Origin of the sequence: Microbacterium kribbense, assembly GCF_039537285.1 — a bacterium.
Lineage (GTDB): Bacteria > Actinomycetota > Actinomycetes > Actinomycetales > Microbacteriaceae > Microbacterium > Microbacterium kribbense.
In genome coordinates this window covers 313,280-325,522 of sequence record NZ_BAABAF010000007.1, presented here as the reverse complement: position 1 = coordinate 325,522, position 12,243 = coordinate 313,280, and the positions used below count along the sequence as shown (strand labels likewise).

Sequence of the window (12,243 nt, the reverse complement as noted above, 5' to 3'; positions counted from 1 at the left end):
CCTGCTCAATCCGCGCGGTAGTTCTCCCGGGCGAAGCGTGAATACGGTGCGGGCTGGACGACCGCGCGGATCTGCACCTGGCGATGCCGCTCGACCGCGGGCTTGTGGGAGTTCGGCTCCTCACCCCACACCACGACGACCGCGGTCCCCGGGGTGGCGAAGGCCGCCTCGATGCTCGCCAGCGAGGCGAACACCTGCTCGTTGGTGATGTAGCCGCAGTCGTGCGAGATCCCGACATCCCGACCGTCGACGAGGACCCGGTCCACCTGGTACTGGCCGTACCGTGCCTTCGGGAACTCGATGTACTTCGCGGGCACGCCGTCTTCATACAGAGTGCGTTGCGCGGCGGCCACGTCGTCGGCATCCCACACGAGGGTGACCTTCTGACGCTGCTCTGCGGCGGCGATCCGCTCCAGGGCGGCGCGGCCGATGAAGTCATGGTCGAAGGCGACGCTGCGGCCGTAACCGAGGTCGTAGGGGGTGAGGTAGTAGTCCTCGATGTCATCGGAGGTGAAGCTGCCCGCCAGTGAGCCGAGGCGCGCTGCCGGAAGCCATTCCAGATACCGGGCCGAACCCTCGCCCGTGAAGATCGCCGGCAGCGGGGACGGGACCCACGCCGACTCGAGGTTGGCCGACGAGTAGGCGCGTGACCCGACCAGAACGAGCCCGAACTCGTCGCCGGCCTCGATGATCGCCTGCCGGACCGGCTCGCCGTCGGCCCACGGCCCGAACAGCTCGAATCCGGGTTGGCCGGCCATGCCGTGCCGCAGCGATCGCACGCGACGGCCGGCGATCGTGACGTCGGCCATGCCGAAGAACTTCGTGTGCGGCACCTCGCCACCGGTGACCTGCTCCATCAGTGCGAGCGCGTGCGGCCCCTGGATCTCGAAGCGGTACAGCACCGGGTCTCCCGCGCGCACGAGCGAGCTGCCGTCGCGCTCGAAGGTCACGTCGTAGTCGCCGCGCTCACCGTGGAACTGCAGCCAGTCGATGACCATGTGCCAGCCGACCAGGTCGTAGCGGTCCTCCTCGAGGCGGAAGAGGATCGCGTCGCCGATCAGGTGGCCCTCGTGGCCTACGGCGATGAACTGCTTCGCGGAGTTCGCGGGGAAGTTCGCGAAGCTGTTGACTGCGACGTCCGACAGCAGCCGCAGCGCGTCCGGACCGGTGATGAACAGGTCGGTCATGTGGTGCGACTGGTCCAGCAGCGCGACCGACTCGCGCCAGGCGCGCTGCTCGGACCGCCAGTTCGTGAACTCGGGCGTCACGGGGAAGACGGTCGGTCGGGCGGGCGCGTTGCGCAGATAGGGCACCGGGCCGCCGGCGGCGGTGATGACCTGGAGAGCGGAAGCGGTCATGGGAACTCCTTCGTTCGGGATGTCTCCCATGCTAGTAATTGCATCCTATTCAGACCATGGATGCCGATAATCAGCGCTTATGATCGAGCAAGCAGTGCTCACGGTGCGGGAAGGGGCGGTCGTGGACCTGAATCTGGTGCGCGTGTTCACGACGGTGTACGAGTCGCGGAGCCTGACGGCGGCCGCCCGGCGCCTGTTCGTCACCCAGCCGGCGGTGAGCCAGGCACTCGGGCGCCTGCGCCGGCAGTGCGACGATGCGCTGTTCGAACGGGTCGGCAGCGGGATGCAGCCGACGCCGCTGGCCGACACGCTCTACCCGGAGTTCCGCGACGCGGTCAGCCGGATCGACCGGGCTCTGGGCGCCGTGCACGGGTTCGATCCCGCCACGAGCGAGCGGGCCTTCCGGATCGCACTGTCCGAGCTCGGCGAGATCGGCTGGCTTGCTGCGATCGCCCGCGTCGTGGGAGCGCGAGCACCGCGGGCGCGCCTGGAGGTGGTCCCGCTGGACAACGACACCGTCGGCGACGAACTCGCGCGCGGCGCGATCGATCTGGCCGTGACGTCTGCCGCGCTGGACCACGGGCATCGCCTGGTCAAGCGCGAGCGATACCTCGTCGCGATGGGGCGATCGCACCCGCTGGCAGCGGCGGCGCTCACGGTGGACGACTACCGCGCCGCGCGCCGGGTCTGGGTGACCAGCGACTCCAGCGCGCGGCACCTGGCGGCGGCCCACCGCAGGCTGGGCGGCGTCACGGCGGCGGTGCTGAGCGTGCAGCACTTCGTGTCGCTGCCCGACGTGTTGATGGCGGGGGAGTGCATCGCCACGATTCCGGAGACCCTGGCCCGCGGTTGGGCCGAGAACTGGCCGATTGCGGTGCACGACGCGCCCTTCGCTGTGCCCGATGCCGAGCTGCACCTGTACCGGCGCCCCACGACGCAGCACCTGGGCGCGCTCGACTGGTTCGCGGCGACCGTCGGCGACGTCATCTCGGCGACCCCCGGGCGCTTCGCCGCGATCCACGCCAGCCGCTGACGAGCGTCGGCGCAGCGATGACCGGTGGCACCGTCGGGCGCTATCCGGTGCCGGCGAGCAGCGCACGCAGGTCGGCGGCGGCCGTCACCGGAGCCCGGCAGGCCAGCGACTGGCAGACATAGGCGGCCGGTGCGCCGTCGATGCGGGTGCGGCCGGCCAGCAGCGGGATCGACTCGGCGCCGGAATCGGCGACGACGGTCACCGTTCCCGGCCGCGGCCTGCCCTGTGCGATGCGGGCCAGCACGTCGCGCGCAGGGCCTGCGGGCCCGATGATGGCCACCTCGCGCTCACGCCCGCTCAGCCACTCGCATTGGCGCAGCCGCCAGCCGTGCCGGGTGGGCTGGATGTCGCGGTGCGTCGCGCTCAGCGCGTCCAGCGCCCGCTGCCGCCAGGTGAGATCACCGCTGAGCCCGGCCAGCAGCAGGCACACCTCGATCATCACCGAGGTGCCCGCCGGCACGGCGTCATCGGTGTGGGTGCGGGGCCGGACGAACAGCTCGTCGGCGGCCGTGTCGTACCAGCCGCCGCGCTCGCCCCAGAACCGCGCGAGGGCGGTCTGGGCCAGACGGCTGCCGCGTTCGTACCAGATCGGGTCGCCGGTGGCCTGGCACAGCTCGAGGTCGGCCAACGCGGTCGCCGCGTGGTCGAGCAGGAACCCGGGGTCGCCGCGGCCGGTGTGGCCGATGGCGCCGTCGGCGCCGATGCGCTCGTGCAGTCGCTCGGTCGTCACCGCCGCCGCGGCGATCCAGCCGGCTTCGCCCAGGGCGAGCCCGGCGCGCACGAGTCCGCGCGCGGCCAGCGCGTTCCAGTCCGTCAGCACGGTGGCATCGGTCGCGGGCGCCGGCCGCCCGGCGCGGCGCCGCGCGAGCACCGCGCGCACCTCGGACCAGCCGGGCGGGGGGACCGCGGGGGCGTCGCCGGAGGGGGCATCCTCGGTCGAGCGAGGACTGCGCAGATGCGGCACGAACCCGGCCTCGTCGGCATCCGCTGCGGCGGGAGGCACGCCGAGCACGGGCGCCCAGTGCGCGGCGTCAAGCCCGGCCTCGGTCAGCGTCGCCCGGAGCTCCCGCCCGCTCCAGCGGTAGTAGCCGCCCTCGCCGTCCGCGCTGTCGGCATCGAACGCCGAGGCGAAGGTGCCCTCGGCAGTGCCGAACCGGTGCAGCAGGAACTCCGCGGTGCCGCGGGCCACGGCGGCCAGGTCGGCGCGTCCGGTCAGCGCCGCGGCCGTCGCGTATGCCGGCAGCAGCAGCGCGCTGTCGGGCAGCATCTTCTCGAAGTGCGGCAGCTGCCACGCGGCATCCGTGCAGTACCGCGCGAATCCGCCCTCGAGCAGATCGTGGATGCCGCCGCGCGCGATCGCGGTCAGCGCATGCACCGCCATCTGCAGCGGCTCTTCTTCGCCCGAGCGGGCGTGGCGGTGCAGCAGCCACTCGATCGTCATCGGCTGCGGGAACTTCGGGCTCGTGCCGAACCCGCCGTGCTCCCGATCCCAGAGGGCGCGGATCGCCTCGAACGATGCGTCGGCGTCGGCCTGCGGATCGAACCGGTCGGCGCCGGCCGGCATCTGGTCGGCGGCGGCGAGCTCGGCGGCGACGGCCTGGGCCGACGCACGCACCGAGTTGCGGCGGCCGTGCCAGGTGCGGCCGATGGCGTCCAGCACGGTGCGGAACGACGGCTGCCGCCCGACCGCGATGCGCGGCCAGTACGAGCCGGCATAGAACGGCTGCCGGTCGGGGGTGAGGAACACCGACATCGGCCAGCCCCCGCCGCCGAGGGCGCGGGCGGCAGCCTGATGCACGGCATCGATGTCGGGCCGCGCGTCCTTGTCGACCAGGACGCAGACGAACCCTTCGTTCAGCTGCCGTGCGGTCGCCTCATCCGTGAACGATTCCGCCGCCATCACATGGCACCAGTGGCAGGTGCTGTAGCCGATCGACAGGAAGACCGGGATGTCGCGCCGGGCCGCCTCTGCGAACGCTCCCTCGCCCCACGGGTGCCAGTCGACCGGGTCGTCGCGGTGGGACAGCAGGTAGCGGGAACGCGAGCCCGCCAGGCGGTCGGCCATGATCTCCTCGATCCCGGTCAGGAATGGTCGAGCGCACGCAGCTGCTCGGCCAGGGTCAGCTGCGCCTGCGAGGCCTCATCGTCGGCCCGCTGCACCAGGCCGATCTCGGCGCGGCCGGCAGGGCGGTCCAGCGTCAGCCGGACCAGCCGCCCGGTGAGCACCGCGTAGGCCGGCACGAACGTTCCGACCACACCCAAGCCCGCCTCGGCGGCCAGCATCCGCGGCTGCAAGCCGCTGATCTCCAGCACCGAGCCGTGTTCGCTGACACCGCTGCGCCGCAGGATGTCGCGATAGAACGTGGTCTCCACTGCCGTCGTCGGTGCCGTGATCAGACCGGCGGCCGAGACCTCTTCGGGTGAGACCGATGACTGCGCCGCCAGCGGATGGTCCGGCGCCGCGAAGAAGGTGAACTCGGCGGAGCCGAGCGGTTCGAACACCGCCTCGGCGGGCAGCTGCCAGTTGAGCACATAGGCCAGGTCGAGGCCGTGGTCCAGCACCGCCTGCGCCGTGGTGCCGCTGTGCCCGAACTGCAGCGAGAGCATCGTGTCGGGGTGGGCCGACAGAAACGGCGCCACGAACTGGTGGATGAAATAGGGCTGCTCGAACGCCAGGCTCGCTCCGACCCGCAGCGGCACCGCCTTGCCCTCGCGCAGGTTGTCGATCGCCCGCTCCAGCGACTCCTGCTCGCCGAGCATGATGCGGGCAGAGCGATAGACCTCGTGCCCGGCCGGTGTCAGCCGAATGCGGCCCTGCCGGTAGCTGAGCAGGGCCGCGCCGGCCTCCTTCTGCAGTTCGGCGATGTGGTGCGACACGGTGGACTGGCTCAGATGCAGGGATCTGGCCGCCGCCGAGTAGCCCTGCCGATCGACGACGGCGACGAACACCGCCAGTCGGAATCCGTCGAACGTCATCGGCCGCCTACCTGTTCACACCAGGACGGACTTCGCGTACCCGCTCTCTTCGCTCAGATCCAGGTCGAGAAGATCCCAGCTCTTCATCCAGCGCTGCGTCGCGTCGTACATCTCCTGCGTGTAAGTCTGGAACACGATGCGCTCACCGGGACCGAACCGACGCACGTCGGCGATCTGGGCGAGGTCTTCCGGCATCTCCTTGAGCCAGTACTTGCGGTACCGCTCCTGCTCCAGGTCGATGTCGCGCTGCGCCCGCTCGAGCGCGCGGAAGTATGCCTGCGTGTCGGCGTGGTCGGCCTTGTCGGAGACGAAGAAGCCCATCATGAAGCTCGTATCGACGAGCTTGCGGAAGCCGAGCTGCTCGAGCAGGTAGTACTGCGGTCCGAACACGTTGGCCGCCGCCACCTCGCCCCGCATCATCAGCCGCACCCGGTCGTACGGGAACCCGGCGAAGGTCGTGGCGACCTGGTCGCGCTCCAAGAAGCTGGACAGCCCCTGGATCGCCGAGTAGTGGCTGCCCGAGTGATAGCCGACCGCGACCGGCACGCCGGCCAGGTCCTCAGGAGAGCGCAGGTCCGAGTCTCCGGCGACGAAGATCCCCGCCGGAGACACCGAGTACGCCGATGCCCACAGCTTTCCGGCTGACTGGTGACTGGCCGCCTCGTTCACGGCCCAGTGGCAGGCGCCCGAGACGTCGCAGGCGCGACCCTGCTCCATGTCCTCCAGCGCGCCGCTCTTGAACTCCGCGGGTGCGCTGTCGGCGGCCTGCACCGTCGACGTGGTCCGGGAGGCACCGGCGAACCACTCCTCGGCGAATTCGTAGTCGAGGCCCTCATCGGTGAAATAGCCGTGCTCCTCGGCGACCCACTCCTGCAACCGGCCGTGCGGCTGGATGATGAACTTGCCCATGATCGAACTTCCCTCACAACTCTGTGGTGCCGGGTGCCGGCCCCGTGCTGCTCACGGTACGCGGAGCGTCGCGCCGTCACAACGGGGCCGGATCGATCACGCCATCGGGCTTGTCGATGGGGCCGCGTCGGCGGCCTGCCCGGAACCCCGCCCCCGACACCTGTCCCACTGGCTAAACTGCCCACAACCGCTCCGTGCGAACGCACCGCTCGCGACGAGCGCCGCCGACCCGTCGGCGGTCGCCGTGTCTGAGCCACTTCTCGAAGGAGAGAAAATGTCGAGTACCGACGCCGAGATCGCCACGGACGCACGGGCCTTCCGCACCGAATTGTTCATCGGGGGGCGCTGGGTCGCACCGGCAGAGGGCGGCCGGCTCGAGGTGATCGACCCATCGACCGGACGACGCGTCGGCGAGGTCGCCGCTGCCTCCATCAGCGATGTCGACGCGGCTATTGCCGCAGCGCGTGCGGCCTTCGATGACGGCCGCTGGTCGGGGCTGTCCGGCCGGCAGCGCTCCCGGGTGCTGCTGCGCGTCGCCTCCCTCATGCGGGAGCGGCTGGAGGATCTCGCGCAGGCCGAGAGCCTGGATGTGGGCAAGCCGATTCTCTTCACCCGCATGATCGACGTGCCCAACTCGGCGGACCTGTTCGAGTACTACGGCACGCTGGCGCCGCACATCGACGGCTCGGTGCGCGACACGCCGCTGCCGGCGTTCGCCTACACGCGTCGCGAGCCGCGAGGCGTCGTCGGTGCGATCAGCCCCTTCAACTTCCCGTTGATCCTGTCGAGCTCCAAGATCGCGCCGGCGCTCGCGGTGGGGAACACGATCGTCCACAAGCCCTCTCCGCTGACGCCGCTCAGCGCGATCCTGATGTCCGAGATCCTCGCCGACGCCGGGGTGCCCGATGGTGTCTACAACCTCATCACCGGGGGCGGATCCGACCTCGGCGAGGCGCTGGTGCGCCACCCCGGCGTCGACATGATCGCGTTCACCGGGTCCACGAAGGTCGGGCGCGAGGTGGCGTCGGTCGCCGGAAGGCTCCTCAAGCCGGTTGCGGCCGAGCTCGGCGGCAATGCCGCGAACATCGTGTTCGCCGACGCCGACCTCGACAAGGTCATCGGCACCGTGATCAACAGCTTCGTCTTCAACACGGGTCAGTTCTGCATGGCAGCGCCCCGACTGCTGGTCGAGCGCCCGATCTACGAGACGGTCGTGGGCATCCTCGCCGACGCCGTCACGCACGTGCCGCTCGGCCGCCCCAGTGACGACGCAACGGTGATCGGGCCGTTGGTCAGCGCCGCACAGCTGGAGCGCGTCGAAGCGATGGTGGGCGATGCCGTCGCCGCCGGCGGAACCGTTGCCACCGGCGGCGAACGCATCGATCTCGACGGCGGCTTCTACTACGCGCCCACCGTCATCGCGGGGCTCGGCAACGACGCCGACGCCATCCAGGAGGAGGTGTTCGGCCCGGTGCTGACCGTGCAGCCGTTCGACACGGAGTCCGAAGCGATCGCGCTGGCCAACAGCACGGACTACGGTCTGGCCGCCGGCATCCAGACGACCGACATCAGTCGCGCACATCGTGTCGCGAACGCGCTGCACGCCGGCATCATCTGGGTCAACGGGTGGGCGATGCTCGATGCGGCCGTGCCGTTCGGGGGTGTCAAGGCCTCGGGTTGGGGCCGGGAGAACGGTCCGGAGGCGCTGGAGTCGTACACGCGCATGAAGTCGGTGACCATCGCGATCGATCCGCCGGCGGCACCGGAGCACGGCGGCGCGTCCTGATCGTCGCGACGCGCAGGGGAGAAGGGCGGATGCCGCGGCATCCGCCCTTCTCCCATTCATCGCATCCGGCCTACAGCGCGCCGGTGGTGCGCCAGCCGCCGTGGTACTCGGTGCGGGCCGTCTCGGCGTACGGCACCGGGCTGACCACGGCGCGCACGGCGACCTGCTCGTGCGGCTCGACGGTGCTCTTGGCGGTGTTGGGGTTCTCGCCCCACAGCACCCGCACCTCGGCGCCCAGCGGCACGTCGTGGTCGACGGTGGCCAGCGACAGGCCGCGCTTCTCGTTCGCGGTGATGCCGGTGAACATCGACAGGCCGACGTTCGTCCCGTCGGCGTCGACGACGGAGTCGAAGTTGCTCGACCCGTAGTTCGCGTTCGGCAGGTCGAAGAACTGGTAGCCGAGGCCGTCGCGGTCGAGCACCGAGGTCAGGATCTTGCCGAGGTCCTCGTCGTTCCAGGCCAGCGTGACCTTGCGGCGCTGTGTGGTCGGGTCGATCTTCTCCAGCACATCGCGGCCGATGAAGTCGTGGTCGAACTTCACGAACGAGCCGTACCCGAGCTCCCACGGGTTCAGGTAGTAGTCGTCGATGCTGTCCGAGACGAACGATCCGTCGATCGCGTTGATCGCCTCGTAGCTGTCGGCAGGCAGCCACTGGCGGAAGCCGCGCTCGATGTCGCCGCCGGTGTAGATCGCCGGCAGCGGAGAGGGGATCCAGCCCGACTCCAGCGTGTTCGACGAGTAGGCGCGCGATCCGCACGGCTCCATCCCGAACTCGCGGCCGGCCTCCAGGATCGCATCCCGGATCTTGCCGTGCTCGGCGTACGGACCCCACAGCTCCAGGCCCGGCTGGCCGGCCATGCCGTGCCGCAGCGTGCGCACCTGGGAGCCGGCGATTCTCATGTGCCCCATCCGGAAGAATTTGACCTGCTCGACGGTGCCGCCGGCGAGCTTCTCGATGACCTGCCACGCTGCCGGTCCCTGGATCTGGAACCGGTAGTAGTCGCGGTGCACGGCGTTGCCGTAGGGGCGCGAGGAGGACCGGTCGTCGTAGCGGGTCTGAACGTCGTATCCGCCGGTTTCGGCGTGGTACTGCAGCCAGTTCGCCCCGGGGTTGCGGCCGACGTAGACGTATTCGTCCTCGGCCTCGTGGAACAGGATGCCGTCGCCGATGACGCCGCCGTTTGACGCGGTCGGCACGAACTGCTTGGCGGTGTCGACCGGGAAGTTGGCGAACGAGTTGATGCCGGTGTCCGAGAGCAGCTTCAGCGCGCCCGGGCCGGACATGAAGAAGTTGACCATGTGGTGGGTCTGGTCGTAGAGCACCGCCGTGTTGCGCCACGCCTTCTGCTCGCGGCGCCAGTTGGTGAACTCCGCCGGCACCACGGGATAGATGTAGGCGCCCAGCTGCGAATTGCGCAGCATCTGGACGATGTTGTCCTGCTCGTCGAGCAGTTCCTGAAGATTTGCGGCCATGTCTAGCTCCCTCGACCTCGTTGTCGGACGACCGGGCGCGTCCGTTGCCGATGCTACGGACATTTTTTCACTATGTCCATAGGCAATGGCCGTAGTGATACTCGGCCGCCAAGATTGTAACCAAAATCTTGACCAATAGTGCGGGCTGTGCTTATCTGGCAGTGACCGTGCGTCAATGCGCGGCGTCCGCACAGCTCGAGGAGTTCCATGGCTGCCACCCCGTCTCTGCTGGTCATCAGCGCCCACGCCGGCGATTTCGTATGGCGTGCCGGGGGGGCGATCGCCGCGGCCGTCCTGCGCGGCGAGCGTGCCACCGTCGTGTGCCTGTCCTTCGGTGAACGCGGCGAATCGGCCAGCCAGTGGCTTGCGGGCAAGAGCCTGGACGAGATCAAGGCGCTGCGCCGCGCCGAGGCCGAGGCGGCGGCGGCGGCGCTCGGCGCCGACATCGAGTTCCTCGACCTCGGCGACTACCCGCTGCGCGAGAGCCCCGAGGCCGTGGCACGACTCGTCGACGTCTACCGGCGGACCCAGCCCACCGTCGTGCTCACGCACACCCTGACCGACCCGTACAACGGCGACCACCCGGCCGCGGCGCGGATGGCGCTGCAGGCGCGGGTGCTGGCGCAGGCGATCGGGGTGGCGGGCGCCGACGGCTCGTTCCCGACGACCGACGAGATCATCGGCGCCCCGCCGGTGTTCTTCTTCGAGCCGCATCAGGGCGAGCAGTGCGACTTCCGCCCGAACGTGCTGCTGGACATCACCGACGCCTTCCCGCACAAGCGCGCCGCGATGGAGTGCCTGCCCGCGCAGAAGCACATGTGGTCGTACTACACCGACCTGGCGGTGCGCCGCGGCGTGCAGGTGCGGCGCAACGCGGGCCCCAACCTCGGCCTGCCGCACGAGACGATGGGCGAGGCGTACGTGCGCTACTACCCGCAGGTGACCGGAGTCCTCGAATGAGCGGCGTGATCGTCACCGACATCGCCCGGGCGGACGCCGGGGCCGTCGACGCGCTCGCCGCCGAGGGTGTCGCGACGGTGCACGAGGCGATGGGTCGGGTCGGGCTGGTCGGCGCCGGGGTGCGCCCGATCCAGAACGGCACCCGCGTCGCCGGCACCGCAGTGACGGTGCTGAGCTGGCCCGGCGACAACCTGATGATCCACGCCGCCGTCGAGCAGTGCCAGGCCGGTGACATCCTCGTCGTGACCACCACCTCGCCGTCGCCCGACGGTGCGTTCGGCGAGCTGTTCGCCACAGCGCTGACCGCCCGCGGGGTGCGGGGCCTGGTCACCACGACGGGTGTGCGCGATCTTCTCGAGCTGCGCGCGATGGGCTTTCCGGTCTGGTCGGCCGCCGTCAACGCGCAGGGCACCGTGAAAGCCACCGGCGGATCGGTGAACGTGCCGATCGTCGTCGGCGGGGCGATCGTGCACCCGGGCGACGTGATCGTCGCCGACGACGACGGCGTGCTGTGCGTGCCGCGGCAGGATGCGGCAGCGGCCCTCGCGGCAGCCCGGGCGCGAGTGGCCAAGGAGGCCGCCGACCGCGCCGCCTACCAGGGGGGCGACCTGAGTCTGGACCGCAAGGGCCTGCGCACGCTGCTGGCCGATCTCGGCGTGAGCTATCTGACGCAGCAGGAGTACGATGCCCGCTGACGGGATCCGCTGCATGCTGATGCGCGGCGGCACCTCGAAGGGGGCGTATTTCCTCGCCGCCGACGTGCCCGCCGATCCGGCCGTGCGCGACGAGCTGATGCTGCGGATCATGGGCAGCCCCGACAAGACGCAGATCGACGGGCTCGGCGGCGCGCACCCGCTGACCAGCAAGGTCGCGATCGTGTCGCCCTCGGCCGAGGAGGGCATCGACCTGGACTACCTGTTCCTGCAGGTCGGCGTCGACCAGCCCATCGTCAGCGACCGGCAGACCTGCGGCAATCTGCTCGCCGGCATCGGCCCGTTCGCGCTCGAGCGCGGACTGATCGCCCCGACCGAACCCGCCACCACGGTGCGCATCCGGCTGCGCAACACCGGCGACGTCGCCACCGCGACCTTCGCCGTCGCCGGCGGCCTGCCCGACTACGACGGCGACGCGCAGATCGACGGTGTGCCGGGCACGGCGTGCCCGATAGACCTGGAGCTGTCCGGCGGCGACAAGCCGCTGCTGCCCACCGGCAACGTCAGCGATGAGATCGACGGGCACCGTGTCACGCTGGTCGACAACGGCATGGCGGTGGTGCTCATGGATGCCGCCGAGTTCGGCGTGACCGGCACCGAGGCCGCCACCGAGCTGGAGGCGGACGCTGCGCTGCGCGAGCAGGTCGAGTCCATCCGCCGACAGGCCGGCCCGCTGTTCGGGTTGGGGGATGTGACCGCCCAGACGGTGCCGAAGATGTTCCTGCTGTCGGCGCCGCGTGCCGGCGGTGCGATCGGCACACGGGCGTTCATCCCCTCCCGCGTGCACACCGCGATCGGCGTTCTGATGGCGGCCTCGGTGGCCGCCGGCATCCGGATCCCCGGTGCCGTCGGACACGACCTCGCGCACCTGCCCGAGGGCGATGTGCACGGCCTCGAGCATCCGTCCGGCACGTTCCCCGCCCACGTGCAGGTCACGCAGGACGAGGATGGGGTGTGGCACGCGGCATCCCGCTCGCTGCGCACCGCCCGCAAGATCTTCGACGGGGTCGTATTCCCGCGACCCCGCCTGTAAG

10 protein-coding genes are annotated in these 12,243 nt (G+C 70.4%); 5 read left to right on the top strand and 5 right to left on the bottom strand.

Annotated elements, in window-relative coordinates; translation table 11 throughout:
* Positions 1 to 5: 5 nt before the first annotated feature.
* Complete coding sequence (locus tag ABD705_RS10915; protein ID WP_344783455.1) at positions 6 to 1,358, bottom strand: aminomethyl transferase family protein; 1,353 nt, start codon at positions 1,356 to 1,358, stop codon at positions 6 to 8.
* Between the two features lie 79 nt (positions 1,359 to 1,437).
* On the opposite strand from ABD705_RS10915, the gene ABD705_RS10910 reads away from it, so the two are divergent.
* Entirely contained in the window at positions 1,438 to 2,391 is a 954-nt protein-coding gene (locus ABD705_RS10910; RefSeq protein WP_344783453.1) for a LysR family transcriptional regulator, read from the top strand.
* A gap of 40 nt (positions 2,392 to 2,431) precedes the next feature.
* Here ABD705_RS10910 and ABD705_RS10905 read toward each other — a convergent pair whose 3' ends face one another.
* The 3 genes from ABD705_RS10905 to ABD705_RS10895 are packed head-to-tail and all read right to left on the bottom strand — an operon-like array spanning position 2,432 to position 6,276.
* A complete protein-coding gene (locus tag ABD705_RS10905; RefSeq protein WP_344783451.1) occupies positions 2,432 to 4,456 on the bottom strand; it encodes a thioredoxin domain-containing protein in 2,025 nt (674 codons plus the stop codon).
* Positions 4,457 to 4,473: 17 nt separating this feature from the next.
* Positions 4,474 to 5,367 (bottom strand): LysR family transcriptional regulator, encoded by an 894-nt coding sequence (locus tag ABD705_RS10900; RefSeq protein ID WP_344783449.1) that lies wholly within the window; start codon positions 5,365 to 5,367, stop codon positions 4,474 to 4,476.
* A 15-nt stretch (positions 5,368 to 5,382) separates the two neighbouring features.
* Positions 5,383 to 6,276 carry an ABC transporter substrate-binding protein gene (locus ABD705_RS10895; protein WP_344783447.1) on the bottom strand — a complete coding sequence of 298 codons (894 nt, stop codon included), beginning with the start codon at positions 6,274 to 6,276 and terminating at the stop codon, positions 5,383 to 5,385.
* 274 nt (positions 6,277 to 6,550) lie between these two features.
* On the opposite strand from ABD705_RS10895, the gene ABD705_RS10890 reads away from it, so the two are divergent.
* On the top strand, positions 6,551 to 8,062 hold the full coding sequence (locus ABD705_RS10890; protein WP_344783445.1) for an aldehyde dehydrogenase family protein: 1,512 nt from the start codon (positions 6,551 to 6,553) through the stop codon (positions 8,060 to 8,062).
* A 70-nt stretch (positions 8,063 to 8,132) separates the two neighbouring features.
* On the opposite strand, the gene ligM is transcribed toward ABD705_RS10890, so the two are convergent.
* Positions 8,133 to 9,536, bottom strand: a complete 1,404-nt coding sequence (gene ligM / locus ABD705_RS10885) for a vanillate/3-O-methylgallate O-demethylase (RefSeq protein ID WP_344783443.1) — start codon at positions 9,534 to 9,536, stop codon at positions 8,133 to 8,135.
* Between the two features lie 207 nt (positions 9,537 to 9,743).
* On the opposite strand from ligM, the gene ABD705_RS10880 reads away from it, so the two are divergent.
* From ABD705_RS10880 to ABD705_RS10870, 3 genes are read left to right on the top strand one after another with little or no spacing between them, the layout of a single operon-like run.
* Positions 9,744 to 10,496 (top strand): PIG-L deacetylase family protein, encoded by a 753-nt coding sequence (locus ABD705_RS10880; protein ID WP_344783441.1) that lies wholly within the window; start codon positions 9,744 to 9,746, stop codon positions 10,494 to 10,496.
* A complete protein-coding gene (locus ABD705_RS10875; protein WP_344783439.1) occupies positions 10,493 to 11,191 on the top strand; it encodes a 4-carboxy-4-hydroxy-2-oxoadipate aldolase/oxaloacetate decarboxylase in 699 nt (232 codons plus the stop codon). Before ABD705_RS10880 ends, ABD705_RS10875 begins: the two co-directional genes overlap by 4 nt.
* On the top strand, positions 11,181 to 12,242 hold the full coding sequence (locus tag ABD705_RS10870; RefSeq protein ID WP_344783437.1) for a PrpF domain-containing protein: 1,062 nt from the start codon (positions 11,181 to 11,183) through the stop codon (positions 12,240 to 12,242). Before ABD705_RS10875 ends, ABD705_RS10870 begins: the two co-directional genes overlap by 11 nt.
* Position 12,243: the final 1 nt, after the last annotated feature.